Raw genomic sequence first — 17,484 nt, forward strand, 5'->3', positions numbered from 1 at the left:
CATGCCCTTGCGCGTCGCCCTGGTCGGCACCGAGAACAGCCACGCCGAGCACATCATCCAGCACCTGAACGTCGATCCCGTCGCCGACACCGCCCGGATCGTCGCGCTCGTGGGCGCGGACGACGAACGCAACCGGAAGCTCGCCAAGACCGGTGGCATCACCGAACTCGTGCCGACCTCGGCCGAGTTGCTCGGCAGCGTGGACGCGCTGATCGCCACCAACCGCGACGGCGCGTTGCATCGCGAGCACGCCGTACCGTTTCTGGAGGCAGGCGTCCCGGTGTGGGTGGACAAGCCGTTGGCCGCGAGTACGGCGGATGCGCGGGCGATCCTGGACGCGTCGCGGCGCGGTGGTGCGCCGGTGACGTCGTACTCAGCTGTGCGCTGGGTCGCGGACGCGGATGCGCTCGCCGCGGCGACGGTCGGTGAGCTGCAGGCGGTTACGGTGACCGGGCCGGCTGATCCGGACAGTGAGTACAGCGGGATCTTCTTCTACGGCATCCATGCGGCCGATCTGGCGCAACGGTTGGCTCCTGGCGAGCCTGGTCCGGTGACGGTCGAGCGCGTCGGGTCCACTGTCGTCGTGCGCTATGTGTGCGATGGGGTGCTGGTGACGTTGCAGTTGGTGAAGCCAACGGATGACGGGCGGGTGCCGTTCCATGCCGAGATCGTCGGGCGGACGGGGCTGGTGAGTCGCGACGTACGGCTTGATTCGGAGTACGTCGTACCTGGGCTGAAGGTCTTCCTTGAAATGCTCGAGACTGGTGAGCGACCGCTTGACGACGCGACGATGCTTGCGCCGATCACGGTGCTGGAACAGGTCCTCACATAACTGTGGGCTGTGCCGTTCCATGGGTATGAACAAGTACGAACGACGCGTGGCCGGTGCCGACTGGGACGCTGTGGCCGCTTCGGTCGATGATCTCGGATGTGCGCTACTGCCGCAGTTGCTGACGCCGGCCGAGGCTGCACGGATCGCTGGGATGTACGACGACGTACAGCGGTTCCGGGCGACGATCGACATGGCGCGGCATCGGTTCGGCGAGGGGCAGTACCGGTACTTCGATCGGCCGTTCCCGGAGGCTGTGGAGGCGTTACGGCAGGCGCTGTATTCGCGGCTGCTGCCGATTGCGCGGGAGTGGTACTCGAAGCTCGGGCGGGAAGCCGAGTGGCCGGACACGCTCGACGAATGGCTGGACGTGTGTCATCGGGCGGGGCAGGAGCGGCCGACACCGATCCTCCTGCGGTACGGCGCGGGCGACTGGAACGCCTTGCACCGTGATCTCTATGGCGACAAGGTGTTCCCGCTTCAGGTCGTGATCAACTTGAACGACCCTGGTGTCGATCACACCGGCGGTGAGTTCCTGCTGGTCGAGCAGCGGCCGCGGGCACAGTCGCGGGGTACGTCGACGCTGATCCCGCAGGGGCACGGGTTGGTGTTCACGACGCGCGATCGCCCGGTGAAATCGGCACGCGGCTGGTCGGCGGCACCGGTGCGACACGGCGTTTCGGCGATCCGCTCAGGACAGCGCCATACGCTCGGACTGGTCTTCCACGACGCAAAGTGACGGACCGATTTGGTGTTGAGCTGTATTCGAACATATGATCGAATACATGAGTGAGTGTCCGGTCGAACAGCCAGCCGACGAGGCCAGCGGCCCGTCGGGGGCGCCGGTCGGACGAGCGCTGTCCGCCGTGCCCAGTGCGCCTGGAGCGGCGATTGCGGACGAGGCGGGTCGGGGCTGGGATGCTCCGTTCTTGGCGTTGGTCGACCGGGTGCGCGCCGATGCGCGGCTCGCGGCTCGGCACGGACTCCTCGGCCGGTATGACGACCCGGACGACCGTGGTGCCGGGTTGTTCGAGGCGGTGGCGTTCCAGGACACGTCAGAGTTGAGCGACTCAGGCTGGCTGGATCGGCACGAGGCGATCTGCCGGTTGGAGGCACGGCTGGCCGCCATGAAGGCCGAGGCGACCGCCGGGTACGAGACCTCGTTGCACGGTGTATCGGCCGATCTCGGACACCGCCACCCCGCGCCTGGAGATCGGGTCGCGGAACCGGGCGAGCGTCGATGGGTGGCGGGTGATCTCCGGTCGACTGCTGACGAGCTCGCGTTGGTGTGGCAGATGCACAAGGGCGCTGCGATGGCTCGGATTCATACGTCGTGCGAATTGGTGCACAACTTTCCGGCGACATTGCGGGCGCTGGAGGAAGGTCAGTTGACCGAGCGGGCCGCGTTCACGATCGTGCGGGAGTTGTCGGTCCTGGACGATCCGGACGCCCTGCGTGCGGCCGAGACCGCACTGCTGGGGTGGGCCGGGAAGCATCCGTTGCAGAAGCTGAAGCAGGAGGCGCAGCGGGAGGCCGCGCGGCGTTCGCCGGATGCGCGTAGCAAGGCGCATGCGCGGGCGATGGATGAGCGGTCGGTGCGGATCTTCCCGAACAGCGACGGCACGGCTGAACTGGTTCACACCCACGACGCTTTGGACGCGGGCGCGGTGATGAACAGCCTGACCCGTGCGGCGGCGTACCAGCGTCGTCAGGGCGACTCCCGCTCCATGGACCAGCTGCGCGCCGACATCGCTCTGCAGCGGCTCCTACCCCGGACCGACACTCGCAGGGGCAGAGAACCGGGCGAAGACGCTGTCGTTGAGGTACCCGACGACTCGACCGCTGGTGCGGACGCCACCGTAGTCATCCATGCGACCGGCGCCGAGGTCCGCGCGCTGATCGACGGCGAGAACAGCACCGGCGGGACGGCCGAACACTACGGACCGATTCCCCAGGAATCCCTGCGTAAGCACCTCACTCGCGCTCTGGCTCGAAGTCTCCTCGGGGGAGCCGGCCGGTCCCGGATCGGCCTTCGGCTCAGCGACGAGCCACCGGCTGGGAAACCGGACAGGTACACACCGGATGCTGCGACCGATCGCTTCGTTCGCCTGCGCGATCGAACCTGCCAGTTCCCCGGGTGCAACCAGCCCGCCGAGTTCGCCGATGTCGACCACCGCGTCGCCTTCGCAGAAGGCGGCCGAACCACCACGGACAATCTCCATTGCCTGTGCCGGCACCATCACCGCCTCAAGCACGAAGGCGGATGGGTCGTCACGTCCGATCCCGATGGCACGACGATTTGGGTCAGCCCTACGGGTCGGCGCTACCGCACGCCTGCGCCTGATCGCGGCGGCTCTGATCCACCCGACCCCGATCCACCACGGTGATCGTGGCGGGTTACTCGGCTGCGGCCAGGTCGGAGCAAATGTCCCAGGCCGCCTGCCGGAGCTGGGCGGCGATGTCCGCGGTGAGGCCCTTCACCGGTACGTCGGTACTGACCGGGTCCTCGTTCAGTAAGGCGATGAGGAACACGCATGCCGCTAGGTAGCTGCCCGCGAGCGCCGGGTGGCTGTTGTCCGCGTCGTGCAGCGCGGGTTCGTCGTACTGGCTGAGGAAGCGCTCCCAGACCATCCCGACTGGTACGAGCGTCGCACCGAGTTCCACCGCGGCGCCGCCGTACGCCTTGGTCAGCGCCTGCTGGGTCTCTGGTGCGTTCCGGCGTGCCCAGGTCAGGTAGAACGCGGTCCGCGCACCGGCCGCGGTGATCGCCTCGTCGAAGTCCCGGGCGCTCTCCCGGAAGCGGTCCGGGCTCTTGATCGGCAGCGTGCTCTGCTCCTGCAGTACGACGGTGTCGAAACCGCCTCCCGCGATCTCGTCGAGCGCCTTGCCCGCGTTGAGATGCTGCCGCAGTGACGCGCCGCCGGCCGAGATCAGCTTGTGCTCGATCTCAATGCCGCGCGCCCCGGCCAGCCCTTTGAGCAGCCCAGGCAGGTTGTTCCGCGAGGTGAAGCTGTTACCAACGAAGAGAATCCGCACGACACGGACGCTACTACTACTCCCCCGGGGCCGAATCCGTTTGACCGCCGGCCGCACCCGGCTGTTGGGTTGCTGGATGAGCGAGCTTCGGATCGTGCCGGTGACGGACGACCAGACGGTGCTGGACTGGCAGCGGGTGCACAACGAGATCATCCCGACGGCGCCGCTGTCGCTCGACGAGATCCGCGAGCGGATGGCGCGGCACATCCTCGAGGTGGCGTACGACGGCGAGGTGCTCATCGGATGCTCCACCGTCCGGCCGCCGTCCGAGGAGACCTCTGCCGTGGTGGTGATCGCTCGCGTGCTCCCGGCGTACCGGCGTCGCGGTTTCGGTACCGCGATCTACGAGCACTGCTTGCGGCGCGGGCGGGAGCTGGGCGAGGGCGTCGAGACGCACATCCTCAGCAGCAACGAGGACGGCGTACGGTTCGCGAAGGCGCACGGGTTCGTCGAGGTGGAGACCTATCTGCTGCCGGGCGACACGATTCCGTTCATCGAACTACGGCTGGGTGAGTGACTATGCGTTTCTCGATCAACATTCCGAACTTCGGAGACTTCGCCGACGCCCACACGGTCACGCGGGTGGCGAAGGCTGCCGAGGACGCCGGCTGGGACGGGCTGTTCTTCTGGGACCACGTGGTGCACAGCAAGGAGCGGCGGCGCGGGCAGCCGTTCGGCGACCCATGGATGCTGATGACGGCGGCCGCGCTGGCGACGTCCCGCATCAAGCTCGGTCCGCTGGTCACGCCGATCGCCCGGCGGCGGCCCGAGCAACTCGCGCGACAGGTCGCCACCCTCGACGGCCTGAGCGGTGGCCGGGTGATCTTCGGCGCCGGGCTCGGTGGACCGATCGACGACGAGTTCGGCAGCTTCGGTGACGAGACCGACCCGAAGGTGCTGGCGTCGCGGCTGGACGAGGGCCTGGACCTACTGGCGGCGTACTGGTCCGGCGAGCGGGTGAACCACGCCGGCGAGCACTATCGTGCCGATGACGTCGAGTTGCTGCCGGCAACGGTGCAGCGACCGCGGCCGCCGGTCTGGATCGCCGGCTACTGGCCGCGGAAGGCCCCGATGCGCCGAGCCGCGCGCTGGGACGGCGCCGTACCGCTGTTCGAGAGCGCCAACCATGGCGAAGCCCCACCGGTCGACGAGCTCCGCGACCTGGTCGCGTTCATCGACGGCGAGCGCAAAGACGGAATCACGCCGTACGACGTGATTGTCGGCGGCATCAGCCCGGCCGACCCCGCCCGTTCCCGCGCCCTCGTCGAACCGCTCGCGGAAGCGGGTGCCACCTGGTGGGACGAACGCCATCTCATCACCGGCACCGACTTCTACCGCCTGGACCCGATCCTGCGCCGCATCGAACAAGGCCCACCGAGCCTCGGCTGACCCCGCGAGTGCAGCCGACCTAAGCTTGCACGCATGAGCGATGACCGTCCGTCCTGTTGTGCGCCGGCGCGTGCTGCGGTGGCGGCACCTCCGCCGGTCCCGGACGTACGCGGGGAGCATGGGGTCGAGCAGGTTGTGCTCAGTGGTGGCTCGTTCGCGATGGGTAACAGCAACGGGGACGAGAACGCCGCCGACGGCGAGACGCCGGTGCATCAGGTCGAGCTGGCGCCGTTCAGCATCGACGCGACCAGCGTGACGAACGCCGACTTCGCCCGCTTCGCCGATGCGACCGGCTACCGGACCGAGGCCGAGACCTTCGGGTACTCCGCGGTATTCCATCTCGTCGTGGCCGCCGAACCGGACGAGGTGATGGGTCCGGCGTCCGGGACCCCGTGGTGGGTCGGCGTCCGGGGCGCCGACTGGCGGCATCCGGGCGGCTCGCGGTCCGATCTCGGTGGGCTCGACGATCATCCCGTCGTCCACGTCAGCTGGAACGACGCGGCCGCCTACAGCAAGTGGGCGGGGCGACGGCTGCCGACCGAGGCCGAGTGGGAGTACGCCGCCCGCGGAGGTCTCGAGGGCGCGCGCTACCCGTGGGGCGACGAATTGATCGACAACGAGACCGACGGCGAGTGGCGGTGCAACATCTGGCAGGGCGAGTTCCCGCGGACGAACACCGAGGAGGACGGCTACCTGACCACTGCGCCGGTCCGCACCTTCCAGCCGAACGGCTACGGGCTGTGGCAGATGGTCGGCAATGTGTGGGAGTGGTGTGCGGACTGGTTCGGCCCGCGCTACTACAAGTTCTCCCCCGCCGAGAACCCGCCCGGACCGTCGCTCGGCGCAGCCCGGGTGATGCGCGGCGGCTCGTACCTGTGCCATGACTCGTACTGCAACCGCTACCGCAACGCCGCCCGCTCGTCGAACACGCCTGAGTCCTCGATGGGCAACGCCGGCTTCCGTACGGTCGGTCTCACGCGTCCTGAGTGACCGCAGGCTGCCGCAACCCCGGCGTACTGGCTGCGACCGCGGCGACGGCTGCGACACACAGCAACGCCCCGGAGGCGAGCGAGGTCACCGGTGAGGTGAGCTGCGCGACCACGCCGCCGCGGAGGTTGCCGAGATCGGGACCGGCCTGACCAACGATCTGCTCGGCAGCACTGACCCGACCGAGCAGCTCGGGCGGCGTGTGCAACTGGACGATCGTGCTGCGGGAGACGACCGCGACGGTATCCGCCGCACCGGCGAACGCGAGGCACACCAACGCCAGCCACGCGGCCGGCGAGAACGCGAACAGCAGCAGGGCGATCCCCCACCCGGCGGAGCCGCACAACATCACCAGCCCGTGCCGCGGCAACCTGGTGAACGACCCGGAGAACAACGACGCGGCGACCCCGCCGACAGCGATCGCGGTCAGGAACAACCCGAGCGTTCGCGGGTTGTTGCCGAACCGCTCCGCATTGATCACCGGGAACAAGCTGATCGGCATCGACAGCACGGTCGCGGCCAGGTCGGTGATCAACGCACCCCGGATCACAGGCGTCGCCACCACGAACGTCAACCCGTCCCAGACCCCGCGCAGCCCCGGCTTCGCGACGGCCTCGATCTTCATCCGCGGCAGCCCGAGTACGCCGTACAGCGCGGCGAGGAAACTCACCGCGTCGACGAGGTAGCAGACGCCGACGCCCCAGGTGCCGACGATCACGCCACCGAGCGCCGGCCCGAGCAGCATCGCACCTTGGAACCCGATCCGATTGAGCGCGATCCCGGCAGCCAACTGATCACGCGACAGCAGCTGCGGTAGCACGGTCCGCGCGACCGGTCCGGCGGTCGCGCCGAACGCCGACTGTACGGCGACCAGCGCCAGCAGCACCCCCACCGGGAACCGGCCGATCACCAACTGGCTGGCCATGACGGTTGCGGTCAGCAACTGCCCGATCGTGGTGACCAGGTAGATCTTGCGCCGTTCGAGCCGGTCGACGAGGGTGCCCGCGAACAGGCCGAGCACGATCAGCGGCAACGCCTGCGCCAGTCCGACCGCGCCGGTCCAGGCCGGACTCGCGGTCTGGTCCCAGACCTGGAACATCACCGCGACGAAGGTCAGCTGTCCGCCGAACCCCGACAGCACCTGCCCGATCCACAACCGCCGGTACGTCAGGACCTTCAGCGGCCCGAGGTCGATGAACGCGTGCTTCACTGCAGCTTCTCCGCGATCCGGTCGTGGAAGCTCTTCCGGGCCAGTGCTTCCTCGACGTCGCGGACGACCTGGGTCATCGGGTACGGCAGCTCGGCCTCGAGCTCGGCGATCGCGGCCTCGGTCGCCCGCCACTCGGCAGCGAGCAACTCAACGAGCTTCTTGGACTTCGCGGTGAGCGTGACCTGCTTGCTCCGCGCATCCGCGCCCGGCACGGTCCGGACCAGGCCGGCGGCGCGCATCGCGGCCACCTTCTGGCTGAGCGCCGAGTGCGTCCGCCCGATCGCGTCGGCCAGCTCGGTGATCGTCATCGGCCCTTTGAGATGTAGCTGGAGCAGTTCCCGCACGTACGTCGGCTTCAGCCCCTTGATGTCCCGATCGAGGTAGATCTGCCCGATCTCGGCATCGAGCCGCGCCAGCAACTCGTGCAACGGCCGCCACAAACTCTGCTCAGTGGGATCCTCCATGCGGCGATCATAACAGCACTTATATAAGCACTGTTACATCTGGTTGATGCGCGGCCCGACGCGAAATGGTTGAGATCCACGCAGCGGCGAGACCGGCGGCGAGGAGGCTGATCACGGCGACGGTCGCGAAGCCGTAGCGCGTGTCGGAGTGACCGGTGACGACCGAAGCGATCAGCATGACGACGATGGTCGCGGCGAGTCCGTACCCGTTGGCCAGGCCGAACGCGTGCCCGACCCGCGACGCGTCCACCGACGTCATCAGCAACGACCGCGTCGCGATCCGCGCCTGCCCGAACAGGAAGGCGCCCAGCAGCACCAGCACCATCAGCACGGGTACGCCGAACAGCGGTTGCAGCGCGAACAACGTCGTACAGATCAAGAATCCGCCGACTGCGAGCTTCAGGTCACCGAGGCGGGCCGCGGATCGACGGTAGACGGCCGCGGCGAGCAGGAACCCGGCTCCGCCCAGCGCGTCGACCACACCGAGGACAGCTGGACCGCGATGCCATTCTCCGATCAGCAGCACCGGAAGCAAGGCGTTGAAGACCGTCACGACCACGAGACCTTGACCGAAGAGCAAGGCCAGCGGCCCGAGCGGGAGGACCCTTGCGGCAGTGGGGCGTGCAGCCTGGGTTGTTTCCCCAAGCAACTCGGTTGGCCGGCGGCTCGTTCCGACCGCGAACACCAGTACGGCGGACAACGCGAACGTCAGCGCGTTGAAGGTGAAGAGCGGCTTCGGACCGAAGTACTGGAGCGCGATTCCACCGACGGCCGCGGACAGGAGCATGCCGCACTGGAGGGCGATCTCGTAGCGCGCGTTGAAGCGACGCAGCTGCGCGGTGGCGACTCGCTCGCGGATCAGTGCGGCACTGGCCGGCGTGAACTGGGCGGCAATGACCGCCAGCGCGAAGTTGGTCGCGTAGACGAGCGGCTGCTGGGACACCCCGAGCGCCAGTCCGACCGGGAGAACGAGCGCGACCGCCGCACTGACGACGTCGCAGATGACCCACAGGCGGCGCCGGTCGAAGCGGTCCGCGAGGCGACCGAAGTACGGCGAGAGGACGGCCTGCGGTACGGCGACAGCAATGAAGAGCCAGCCGACGTCGAGCATCGAGCCCTGCGCGCGGACCAGCAGCAGCGCGGCGCCGAGGAGCTGGATGTTGTTGCCGAGGGACGTAATGAAGGCTGCGGGCAACAGCAGCCGAAGTCGTGAGGTCACTTGGTCAACCGTGACACCAAACACTGACAATCCATGTCAGCATTCCTTTTCGCTACTCCAGTCGCGTAAATCGTGTTACGGTTCTTCCGATACCGCAGTAGCGAAAAGGGGATGCCGATGGTGCCACGAGGACGGCCGCGGGACGCCGGTGTCGAGGGGCGGGTGCTCGACGCCGCGATGGCCGAGATGCGCGCCCGGGGGTACGACGCGATGTCGGTCGACCGGGTCGCCGAGCGAGCCGGGGTCGCGAAGACCACGATCTACCGCCGCTGGCCGAGCAAGGCCGAGCTGGTGATGGCGATGATCGCCAGGCTGCGCGGCGGCGTACCGTTCGATCCGAGCGATGACCCGCGGCACGACCTCACCGAGCTCGTCACCGGAATCGCCGCGACCCTGGAGGCGCTCCCGACCACACTGGTCGCCGACCTGACCGCCGCAGCAGCCCGCGAGCCGCGCGTCGGCGAGAGCGTCCGCGCGCTCTGGGCGGAACGGCACGCAGCCGTCACCGCGGTGATCGGGCAAGCACAAACCGACGGGCTCCTGCCCGGTCACGCCGATCCGCGGGTCGTCGTCGACCAGCTCGTCGGTCCCCTGTACTACCGGCTCCTCATCACCGGTGAGCCGATCGATCCCGCCTACGTGAGGGCGCTGGTGCTCAGCACCCTCGGACCGGAGCAGTCATGAAGAAGTTCCTCATTGCCCTCGGCACCGTTCTCGTCGTGGTCGCCGGTTGGACCGTCTACACGGTCGCCCGCCCGTTCGTCCTGCACACCGAGCTCGACATCGACGCGTCCCCCGAGCAGGTCTGGAAGGTTCTCACGGACCGCCAGGCCTACCCGGACTGGAATCCGTTCATCACCTCATCGACCGGCGAACTGACGGTCGGCGGCACCATCACCAACGTGCTGCGCGACACCAAGGGCAGCGAAACGAAGTTCACGCCCAAACTGCTCGCCGTCACGCCGAACCAGGAGCTGCGCTGGATCGGCAAGGTTCCGCCCGGCGCCCTCTTCGACGGCGAGCACTCGTTCCGCCTCACCGCCCTGCCGGACGGCCGCACGCACCTCGTCCAGGAGGAGAAGTTCACCGGCGCCGCCGTCCCCTTCACCCGCTCGTGGCTCAACAAGACCATCAAGCCCCAGTTCGAAGCAATGAACCAAGCCCTCGCAGCCCGGGCCCTAGGTAAATGACGGTGAGGTGGCTTGAGGGACGAGGAGCTTGGCCGGCGTGGTGAGGCCAACGGACCAGAGGTCGAGCGTGTTGCCGGAGTTCCGGAGCGGGTAGAGGAGGGTGTCGTTGCCCTGCCAGACGGGCTGGTCGTCGATGGGGCGGGCGTCGGGTGGATGGGTGATGCGGCGGGTGGCGAGGTCCAGGACCGCGAGGCGCCAGACACCGTTGGACACCTTTTGTTTGAAGGCGATTCGGCGGCCGTCTGGTGACAGGGAAGGGCACTCGACGTTCTCGGCGATCGCGGTGCCTCGGTACGGACGGTAGTCGGCCTCGATCAGGTACGTCGTCCCCTTGCTCGCCATCGTCACGTAGAAACGGTTGCCGTCGGCAGCGAACGTGATACCCCAGTAGTTCACGTCCGAGGCGAAGTACCGCTTCCCGTCGACGAACACCGCGAGCTCCTCGATCGTCTTCACCAGCCGACCGGTGTCGACCTCGTACAGCCCGGTGCGGGTCGAGAAGCCGGTGGCGGCGTACGAGTCACCGGTGACGAACAGAGTCCAGTTCACGAACCGCCCGTCCGGCGACACGCGGGCGCGGCTCGGCGTACCGGGCAGCGTCTCGCGATGGCGTTCGCGGAGGCTCGCGTCCAGCACGATCAGATCGGTCATCGCGGGAAGCGAGCCGGCCTTCAGCCGCAGGCAGATCGCCGTACCGTGCGCCGCGGCGAAGCGGTCGCAACGCAACTCCCCCACGCGCCGGGCAGCACCTGGATCGGCCACGGGTACGGCGGTCAGCTTGCCGGCGTCCGGTCCTTCGGCGAGGTTGCGGAAGAACAGCGTCTTGCCGTCGAACCGCATCGGCTGCCCCGTGACAACCGGTACGGCGTTCTCGGCCGCGCCACCGTCGCGGGCGTGCGCGACGTACGTGATCGCGCCCCCGACGAGTGCGAGGACACCGATCGCGGCGACAACCACACGGCGTCTCATCGGCGTACCTCCAAGGGTCTGAAGATGGCGGCGGCGATCGTGACCGCTAGCAGCGCTAGCGTGAACGCGAGGAGCGCCGGGCGAAGGTCCCAGAGAGTCCACAGCAGGCCGACGGTGACGGCTGCGGCCATGCGGGCGAGCGCCTGCCCGGTTTGCAGTACGGCGAGACCGCTGGCGCGGAGGTTTTCGGGCAGGAGCGGACCGACAGCGGCCGGGAGGACGCCGTCAGTGGCGGCATAGAAGGCACCGTGGAGAGCGAGGACCAGCCACCAGGTACCGACCGGTCCGCAGACAATCACAAGCGCGACGATCAGCGCGAGGTGCCCGCCGAGGAAGACCTTCCAGCGTCCGACGCGGTCGCCGAGCCGGCCGAGCGGGATCGCGAGTAGGAGGAACGTGCCTGCAGTCCCCAACGGGAGCAGCGGGAACAGGCTGGTGCTGATGTCCCAACGACGCTGTACGGCGAGGTAGACGAAGGAGTCGGTGATCGTGAAGAGGCCGAGCGCCGCCGCCCAGACACAGCACCGGCGGAACTTCGCTTCACGCAGCAAACTCAGCATCGGAAGCCCGCGCGAGGTAGGGGTCGGTGGCGGGGGCTGGTCGCGGACGAAGGCCGTCAGCAGGATGACGCCGCAGGTGGCCAGCGCGAAGCTGGTGACGAAGACCGAGTTGTAGTCATTCAGGCTCGCCCACAGGACGAGACTTGCAACCAGTGGCCCGAGGAAGGCGCCGATCGTGTCGAGAGCCCGGTGGACGCCGAAGGAGCGGCCCATCGTCGAAGGATCGCTGCTCAGCGAGATAAGGGCGTCGCGTGGCGCGGTCCGAAGGCCCTTGCCGGCGCGGTCGATGGCGAGGACCGCGCCGATCGCCGGCACTGTGGAACCGGCGGCCAGGAAGCCCACCTTCGAGATCGCGGAGAGCGCGTAGCCGACGCCGGCGACGGTCTTCAGCCGTCGCCAGCGGTCGGCCACATGTCCACCGACCAACCGCAGTACGGCGGTCGCTCCGGCGTACAGGCCGTCGAGCAGGCCGAACTGCAGGGGATTCAGCCCGAGCCCGAAGACCAGGTACAACGGCAGGATCGCGGTCACCATCTCGGCCGAGACGTCGGTCACCAGGCTGACGATGCCTAGCGCAACGACATTCCCAGGAACACGACGCAATGGTGTCCGGAGCGGGCCGACGGATGCGAGGTACATCAGTGGCAGCTGTACATCGGGCTGCTGTCCAGGACCTTGCCGTCGAGCCCGATCAGCTGCGTGGCGAACGTGCTGTCGGTCATCGACAGCTTCAGCACGCCGAAGTCCGAGATGATCTTCGCCGTCGCCGGATGCGCGGCGTGCACCGGGTACAGGGGCGCTCCGCCCATCCCGCCGATGATCTGGACCGGGCCGCTCGCGTCCTTGTCACCGTCGGCGTTCTGCGGCAGGAACCGCTCGTAGTGGTGGTCGTGCCCGTTCAGCACCAGGTCGGTCCTCGCCGACACCAGCGTCTGCCACAGCGCATCGGCATCCGGGTTGTCGCCGTGGTCGCCGGAGCTGAACCGCGGGTGGTGATAGTACGCCGCGATACAGCCCTTGGTGTTGCTCGCGAGATCCTGCTTCAGCCAGGTGAGCTGCGCCGGCTCGCGAAGCCCTTCTTCCTTCACGAAATCGTTCGAGTCGAGCGCGATGAAGTGCCAGTTGCCCTGGTTCCAGCTGTAGTAGTTCTTGCCCTGGGGCGTCGCGATCGAGCCGAAGTAGTCGCGGTAACCCTTGAAGGGGGTGTCGTCGTACGTCTCGTGGTTGCCCGGGATCGGGTGGGTGATGCTCTTGAACTTCCCCCACGTCTTCGCGTAGTAGTTCTGGAAGTCCGACAGGTGCGCGTCGTCGTACTGGTTGTCGCCCATCGTGATCACCGCGGCGGGGTTCATCGCCTCCACCAGCTTGGCGGTCTTCGGGTGGATGCAGTCCGAGTCGGACGCCGTACAGCGGTCCGCGATGTCGCCGGCCGCCGCGAGCACGAACCCGCCGGTCCCGCCGGTCGCTGTCGTCACCGTGATCGGCTCGCTCGCGGCCGACACGTTTCCGGCCAGGTCGCGGGCGCGCACGGAGTACTTGTACGTCGTGTTCGCGGTCAGCCCGGTGTCGTTGTACTGCGTGCTCGCCGTTGTCGCGACCGCATTACCGTCACGCAGTACGTCGTACCCACTGACACCGATGTTGTCGGTCGAAGCAGTCCAACTGAGGGTGACGGACGTTGCCGTGGCGCCCGTACTCTTCAGGCCGGCCGGGACCGTCGGCGCCTGGGTGTCGCCGGACGAGTCGGTCGTCCCGTAGACCTCGAGCTCCCACAGCGAATAGCCGTACGACGTGCCGCGCTGCGTGCCGACGACCCGGACGTACCGCCCGTGGCCCTGCAGACCGGTGAGATCGTCGGTCGCACCGTTGCCGTCCGCAACCGTCTTGATCGTGCTGAAGGTGGTGCCGTCGTCGGAGACCTCGATCCGGTACCCCTTCGCGTACGCGGCCTCCCAGTTCAGTTTGACCCGGCCGACGGTGGCCGCCTGGCCGAGGTCCACGCGGATCCATTGCGGATCGACGCCTTCGCTGCTGGCCCAGCGGGTCGACGTACTGCCGTCGACCGCCTTGCCTGCGGTCAGGGTGTCGTCCTCGATGCTCGAGGCAATCACCGGCTTGCCCTGCGACAGCAGGGTGTCGGCGTTCGTCCGAGCGTTGGCGGCGGACCCGCCGAGCGCGGCGAGCAGACCGACGGGTAGCACCAACGCGAGCAGGCGCAGTCTCATGAGATACCTCCGGGGGCGCGGAGCAGAATTGTTAGGAAGGTTACCTAACAGCTAATGGTAGGTAAAGGCCTCAGTTTTGTTATATGCGTGGTATGCATCAACTCTGCACAAAAGATTCATTGGACGGATCACTGGCGGGGCTGGTTGGCTCAAGGGCATGGATATGCGCACGTTGGGAAGAGCAGGTATCGAGGTCAGCCCGGTCGGATTCGGGTGCTGGGCGATCGGGGGGCCGTTCAGCAACCCGGCCGGCGAACCGCTGGGCTGGGGCGTGGTCGACGACGAGGAATCGGTGCGGGCGATCCGCCGGGCGGTCGAGCTCGGCGTGACCTTCTTCGACACCGCGGACGTGTACGGCGCCGGCCACAGCGAACGCGTACTGGGCCGGGCGCTCGCCGGGATCCGCGACCAGGTGGTGATCGCCACCAAGTGGGGCAACACCTTCGACGAGTCGACCCGGATCATGCACCACCAGGACGCGACCCCGGAGTACGTCCACAAGGCCGTACGGGCGTCGCTCGAGCGGCTCGGGACCGACTACCTGGATCTCTATCAGCTGCACTTCGACACCACCGACGAGATCGCGTTGCCGCTGCGCGAGGCCTGCGAGGAACTGGTCCGCGAGGGGCTGATCCGCAGCTACGCGTGGAGCACCGACACCGTGCACAGCGCGGAACTCTTCGCGCAGGGCGAGCACTGCACAGCGGTTCAGCACGAGGCGAGCGTTCTGCACGACGCGCCTGAGTTCTTCGCGCTGTGCGAGCGCGAGAACCTGGCGAGCATCAACCGGACCCCGCTCGGCATGGGCATCCTCGGCCGCCGGGACGCGAACAAGCCGGCGACCGGCGCGGACATCCGCACCATGCCGCCGGCCTGGCTGCGGTACTTCGACGTGGGCGGCGTACCGGCACCGGAATGGTGGGAGAAGGTGTCCGCGATCCGCGACGTACTGCAGAGCGATGGGCGGACCCTCGCGCAGGGCGCCCTGGGTTGGCTGTGGGCGCGGAGCCCACGGACCGTGCCGATCCCTGGTTTCAGGACTGTCGCGCAGGCCGAGGAGAACGCGCGCGCGATGGAGTTCGGCCCCCTGACGGACGATCAGCTGAAGCAGATCGCGACGCTACTGGCCGCGTGAATCGCCTCCGGCCGAATGGGTACTCCGGGGAGTAAGCGAACCTCGAGAGGATGACGGCCGATGCGAGTGAAACACGGCAGGCCCATGATCACCGGCGCGGCCCTGACCATCGTCGGAGTCGGCGCCGGGATGCTCGCCGAGTACCTGCTCGACCCGGACCAGGGTCGAGCACGGCGCGCGCGGATGCGCGACAAGTCGTCCCGCTCGCGACGCCGGATGGCCAGTGGACTGAGTGGGATGTCCCAGGACGCCGCCAACCACGGCCGGGGACTGGTGATGGGAATGCGGTACCGCGTCACCGGCCGGTCGGCGGACGACGCCGTACTGCACGATCGGGTGCGCGCCGAGTTGGGGCGGCACGTCAGCCATCCGCATGCGCTCCAGGTGCGGGTCGACGGCGGCATCGTGACGCTCACCGGTGACGTGCTCGCCGCCGAGGAGAAGGCGGCGCGGCGAGCCGTCAAGCGGATCCCGGGTGTGAAGGGCGTCCACGAGCAGTGGAACGTGCACGAGGAGCCGGGCGACGTACCGACCCTGCAGGGCACCGCACGCTCGAAGAGCTAGTGGGTATCGCCTAGTGCCACTGCGCGGTTTCACGGTCGAGGTCGGGGATCGGCCCGAGAATCGTCCACCCCGGCTCCAGCGCCCGGGTGCTCCGGAACCCGCGGTCGTCCGCGAACTCCTCCACGTCCGTGCCGTCGGGAGCGTGCATGATCGTGTAGCGCGGCGGGTCTTCCCCGTAGAAGCAGAAGAACGTGCGGTCTTGGTCCTTCGCCTGATGCACGATCCTGCCGGCGCTCGGCAGAGCTAGGTACGTCGCCTGATCGCCCGGGGTCGTCCGCTTGCAGACCTCAGCTCGTCCGGGGTCGCGCACGCAGATCCACGCATGGGTCCACACGATCCGCTCGGCCTGCGGGTGGGCGGCCACCAACTCTCGCATTCGCGCCTCGGCCTTGCTGAACCGCGTGTGATCGAACGCCGTCTCCAGCTTGTCGAACCGCCGGTGGTCGAACCCGCTGCCGAAATAGGCCTCCAACGACCAGAAGACGGCGACCCGGAAGGCCAGGAAGAGCGCCGCCACAACGACCAGCGTGACGAGCGCGATCCGGACCGGTGAGCGCCGCCGGGTGGTCGTCATCGGGAGAGTTCCTCGTTGTGCGCCCACGCGACTTTGGTACCACAGCCCTTGTGCCACCGACTGTTTATCGATATACCTGCTGCCGTGCGACGACAGCAGACATCAGGCGAGCGGTTTGGTCGTGCCGCGGAGGACGAGCTGCGCGGGGACGACGAGTTCCTGCGGGTCGCCGCCCGGACTGCCGAGCTGCGCCGTCATCAAGGCGGTGATCGCGTCGGCCATCTCCTCGTGCCCGGGGTTGACCGTGGACAGCGACGGCACCAGGTACGCCGCCTCGTCGATGTCGTCGAACCCGACCACCTGTACGTCGTCGGGCACGCGAACCCCGGCGTCGGCGAGCCCGCGCAACGCGCCCATCGCCAGTACGTCGGTCAGCGCGAACACGGCGTCGAACGCGATCCCGCGATCGCGCAGCGCCTGGATCCCGTCGTACCCGTCCTGCAGGCCGAACGAGGAGCGCACGTTCAGCTCCGGGTCGACCGGTACGCCGGCTTCGGTGTGCGCGAGCGCGTAGCCCTCCGCCCGGAGCGCGGGCATGGTCGCGGAGCCGCCCGGATCGCCACCGAGCATCGCGACCCGGCGCGCCCCGGTGGCGAGCAGGTGCGCGGTGGCCTGGCGGGCGCCGTCGACGTTGTCCATCATCACGTGGTCGAAGCGCGACGGCTGCGCCCGCTCCCCGATCATCACCACCGGCGCGTCGGTGCGGAGCTGGCTCAGTTCGGCCGGGTCGATGTCGACCACACTGAGGATCAACCCGTCGTACATCCGCAGCCGCGAGAACGCGACCGCGTCCAGTTCGCCCTCGCGGCTGGCGCCGGTGCGTTCGGTGACGATCCGCAGGCCGTGCGCCTCGAACCGGTCGGCGAGGCGGGCGGCGAGCTGGCCGAAGTACGGGCGCTCCAGTTCGGGCACGGCGAGACCGACCACGCCGGTGCGCCCCGCGCGCAGGTGCCGGGCGGCCAGGTTCACCTGGTACCCGAGCTCACCGATCGCCGCCAGCACCCGGTCGCGGGTCTCCGGACCGACCCGCGGCCGGCCGTTGATCACGTTCGACACCGTCATCGTCGACACCCCGGCGAACCGGGCGACGTCGGCCATCGTCACGACACTCGATGGCTTCCCCATGCGGACCA

At 68.3% G+C, this 17,484-nt stretch carries 19 protein-coding genes; 10 read left to right on the forward strand and 9 right to left on the reverse strand.

All coding sequences use genetic code 11. The features are described from left to right. Position 1: 1 nt before the first annotated feature. The 3 genes from EV647_RS09475 to EV647_RS09485 are packed head-to-tail and all read left to right on the forward strand — an operon-like array spanning position 2 to position 3,216. Complete coding sequence (locus EV647_RS09475; RefSeq protein WP_134001051.1) at positions 2-832, forward strand: Gfo/Idh/MocA family protein; 831 nt, start codon at positions 2-4, stop codon at positions 830-832. A gap of 19 nt (positions 833-851) precedes the next feature. Further along, positions 852-1,568: a 2OG-Fe(II) oxygenase gene (locus tag EV647_RS09480; RefSeq protein ID WP_238175239.1), complete on the forward strand. Its 717-nt coding sequence runs from the start codon at positions 852-854 to the stop codon at positions 1,566-1,568. A 46-nt stretch (positions 1,569-1,614) separates the two neighbouring features. Next, the gene (locus EV647_RS09485) at positions 1,615-3,216 is read left to right on the forward strand and encodes an HNH endonuclease signature motif containing protein (protein WP_166680260.1); all 1,602 of its coding nucleotides are present in this window, start codon (positions 1,615-1,617) and stop codon (positions 3,214-3,216) included. 10 nt (positions 3,217-3,226) lie between these two features. Here the strand turns inward: EV647_RS09485 and EV647_RS09490 are convergent, their stop codons facing one another. Then, entirely contained in the window at positions 3,227-3,865 is a 639-nt protein-coding gene (locus EV647_RS09490) for an SGNH/GDSL hydrolase family protein (protein ID WP_134001055.1), read from the reverse strand. Between the two features lie 76 nt (positions 3,866-3,941). Here EV647_RS09490 and EV647_RS09495 point away from each other — a divergent pair, with 76 nt between their 5' ends. Genes EV647_RS09495 through EV647_RS09505 form a run of 3 tightly spaced genes read left to right on the forward strand, consistent with a single transcriptional unit; the run spans position 3,942 to position 6,244 of the window. Further along, positions 3,942-4,382 (forward strand): GNAT family N-acetyltransferase, encoded by a 441-nt coding sequence (locus EV647_RS09495; protein ID WP_134001057.1) that lies wholly within the window; start codon positions 3,942-3,944, stop codon positions 4,380-4,382. 2 nt (positions 4,383-4,384) lie between these two features. Next, the gene (locus tag EV647_RS09500) at positions 4,385-5,254 is read left to right on the forward strand and encodes an LLM class flavin-dependent oxidoreductase (protein ID WP_134001059.1); all 870 of its coding nucleotides are present in this window, start codon (positions 4,385-4,387) and stop codon (positions 5,252-5,254) included. A gap of 33 nt (positions 5,255-5,287) precedes the next feature. Then, the gene (locus EV647_RS09505; RefSeq protein WP_134001061.1) at positions 5,288-6,244 is read left to right on the forward strand and encodes a formylglycine-generating enzyme family protein; all 957 of its coding nucleotides are present in this window, start codon (positions 5,288-5,290) and stop codon (positions 6,242-6,244) included. Here EV647_RS09505 and EV647_RS09510 read toward each other — a convergent pair. The 3 genes from EV647_RS09510 to EV647_RS09520 are packed head-to-tail and all read right to left on the reverse strand — an operon-like array spanning position 6,228 to position 9,134. Then, positions 6,228-7,451 (reverse strand): MFS transporter, encoded by a 1,224-nt coding sequence (locus EV647_RS09510; protein ID WP_134001063.1) that lies wholly within the window; start codon positions 7,449-7,451, stop codon positions 6,228-6,230. The genes EV647_RS09505 and EV647_RS09510 overlap by 17 nt on opposite strands. After that, positions 7,448-7,915 (reverse strand): MarR family winged helix-turn-helix transcriptional regulator, encoded by a 468-nt coding sequence (locus tag EV647_RS09515; RefSeq protein ID WP_134001065.1) that lies wholly within the window; start codon positions 7,913-7,915, stop codon positions 7,448-7,450. The genes EV647_RS09510 and EV647_RS09515 overlap by 4 nt, the downstream gene beginning before the upstream one ends. A gap of 19 nt (positions 7,916-7,934) precedes the next feature. Beyond that, the gene (locus tag EV647_RS09520) at positions 7,935-9,134 is read right to left on the reverse strand and encodes an MFS transporter (protein ID WP_134001067.1); all 1,200 of its coding nucleotides are present in this window, start codon (positions 9,132-9,134) and stop codon (positions 7,935-7,937) included. Between the two features lie 117 nt (positions 9,135-9,251). Between EV647_RS09520 and EV647_RS09525 the strand changes: the two genes are divergently transcribed. Continuing rightward, entirely contained in the window at positions 9,252-9,818 is a 567-nt protein-coding gene (locus EV647_RS09525; RefSeq protein ID WP_134001069.1) for a TetR/AcrR family transcriptional regulator, read from the forward strand. Then, positions 9,815-10,324, forward strand: coding sequence for an SRPBCC domain-containing protein (locus EV647_RS09530; protein ID WP_134001071.1), 510 nt, complete (start codon positions 9,815-9,817; stop codon positions 10,322-10,324). Before EV647_RS09525 ends, EV647_RS09530 begins: the two co-directional genes overlap by 4 nt. On the opposite strand, the gene EV647_RS09535 is transcribed toward EV647_RS09530, so the two are convergent. From EV647_RS09535 to EV647_RS09545, 3 genes are read right to left on the reverse strand one after another with little or no spacing between them, the layout of a single operon-like run. Next, positions 10,313-11,293: a PD40 domain-containing protein gene (locus tag EV647_RS09535; RefSeq protein WP_134001073.1), complete on the reverse strand. Its 981-nt coding sequence runs from the start codon at positions 11,291-11,293 to the stop codon at positions 10,313-10,315. The two genes, EV647_RS09530 and EV647_RS09535, sit on opposite strands and share 12 nt — an antisense overlap. Beyond that, positions 11,290-12,492 (reverse strand): MFS transporter, encoded by a 1,203-nt coding sequence (locus EV647_RS09540; RefSeq protein WP_134001075.1) that lies wholly within the window; start codon positions 12,490-12,492, stop codon positions 11,290-11,292. Before EV647_RS09540 ends, EV647_RS09535 begins: the two co-directional genes overlap by 4 nt. Next, the gene (locus EV647_RS09545; protein WP_134001077.1) at positions 12,492-14,078 is read right to left on the reverse strand and encodes a discoidin domain-containing protein; all 1,587 of its coding nucleotides are present in this window, start codon (positions 14,076-14,078) and stop codon (positions 12,492-12,494) included. Before EV647_RS09545 ends, EV647_RS09540 begins: the two co-directional genes overlap by 1 nt. Positions 14,079-14,235: 157 nt before the next feature. Here EV647_RS09545 and EV647_RS09550 point away from each other — a divergent pair, with 157 nt between their 5' ends. Both EV647_RS09550 and EV647_RS09555 read left to right on the forward strand, forming a co-directional pair. After that, on the forward strand, positions 14,236-15,213 hold the full coding sequence (locus EV647_RS09550) for an aldo/keto reductase (RefSeq protein ID WP_134001079.1): 978 nt from the start codon (positions 14,236-14,238) through the stop codon (positions 15,211-15,213). Positions 15,214-15,273: 60 nt separating this feature from the next. Next, the gene (locus EV647_RS09555) at positions 15,274-15,777 is read left to right on the forward strand and encodes a BON domain-containing protein (protein WP_134001081.1); all 504 of its coding nucleotides are present in this window, start codon (positions 15,274-15,276) and stop codon (positions 15,775-15,777) included. A gap of 10 nt (positions 15,778-15,787) precedes the next feature. On the opposite strand, the gene EV647_RS09560 is transcribed toward EV647_RS09555, so the two are convergent. Together EV647_RS09560 and EV647_RS09565 are read right to left on the reverse strand one after the other, a co-directional pair. Beyond that, a complete protein-coding gene (locus EV647_RS09560; RefSeq protein ID WP_134001083.1) occupies positions 15,788-16,351 on the reverse strand; it encodes a hypothetical protein in 564 nt (187 codons plus the stop codon). Between the two features lie 102 nt (positions 16,352-16,453). After that, entirely contained in the window at positions 16,454-17,476 is a 1,023-nt protein-coding gene (locus EV647_RS09565; RefSeq protein WP_166680261.1) for a LacI family DNA-binding transcriptional regulator, read from the reverse strand. Positions 17,477-17,484: the final 8 nt, after the last annotated feature.

This window comes from Kribbella sp. VKM Ac-2566, assembly GCF_004366005.1.
Taxonomy (GTDB): domain Bacteria; phylum Actinomycetota; class Actinomycetes; order Propionibacteriales; family Kribbellaceae; genus Kribbella; species Kribbella pratensis.

Bases quoted from the DNA above. Each gene is read 5' to 3' on its own strand.
- EV647_RS09515 (WP_134001065.1), bottom strand. From the start codon at position 7,915: ATGGAGGATCCCACTGAGCAGAGTTTGTGGCGGCCGTTGCACGAGTTG.
- EV647_RS09525 (WP_134001069.1), top strand. From the start codon at position 9,252: ATGGTGCCACGAGGACGGCCGCGGGACGCCGGTGTCGAGGGGCGGGTG.
- EV647_RS09500 (WP_134001059.1), top strand. From the start codon at position 4,385: ATGCGTTTCTCGATCAACATTCCGAACTTCGGAGACTTCGCCGACGCC.
- EV647_RS09505 (WP_134001061.1), top strand. From the start codon at position 5,288: ATGAGCGATGACCGTCCGTCCTGTTGTGCGCCGGCGCGTGCTGCGGTG.
- EV647_RS09475 (WP_134001051.1), top strand. From the start codon at position 2: ATGCCCTTGCGCGTCGCCCTGGTCGGCACCGAGAACAGCCACGCCGAG.
- EV647_RS09545 (WP_134001077.1), bottom strand. From the start codon at position 14,078: ATGAGACTGCGCCTGCTCGCGTTGGTGCTACCCGTCGGTCTGCTCGCC.
- EV647_RS09560 (WP_134001083.1), bottom strand. From the start codon at position 16,351: ATGACGACCACCCGGCGGCGCTCACCGGTCCGGATCGCGCTCGTCACG.
- EV647_RS09565 (WP_166680261.1), bottom strand. From the start codon at position 17,476: ATGGGGAAGCCATCGAGTGTCGTGACGATGGCCGACGTCGCCCGGTTC.
- EV647_RS09550 (WP_134001079.1), top strand. From the start codon at position 14,236: ATGGATATGCGCACGTTGGGAAGAGCAGGTATCGAGGTCAGCCCGGTC.
- EV647_RS09555 (WP_134001081.1), top strand. From the start codon at position 15,274: ATGCGAGTGAAACACGGCAGGCCCATGATCACCGGCGCGGCCCTGACC.
- EV647_RS09540 (WP_134001075.1), bottom strand. From the start codon at position 12,492: ATGTACCTCGCATCCGTCGGCCCGCTCCGGACACCATTGCGTCGTGTT.
- EV647_RS09535 (WP_134001073.1), bottom strand. From the start codon at position 11,293: ATGAGACGCCGTGTGGTTGTCGCCGCGATCGGTGTCCTCGCACTCGTC.
- EV647_RS09485 (WP_166680260.1), top strand. From the start codon at position 1,615: ATGAGTGAGTGTCCGGTCGAACAGCCAGCCGACGAGGCCAGCGGCCCG.
- EV647_RS09480 (WP_238175239.1), top strand. From the start codon at position 852: ATGGGTATGAACAAGTACGAACGACGCGTGGCCGGTGCCGACTGGGAC.
- EV647_RS09495 (WP_134001057.1), top strand. From the start codon at position 3,942: ATGAGCGAGCTTCGGATCGTGCCGGTGACGGACGACCAGACGGTGCTG.
- EV647_RS09530 (WP_134001071.1), top strand. From the start codon at position 9,815: ATGAAGAAGTTCCTCATTGCCCTCGGCACCGTTCTCGTCGTGGTCGCC.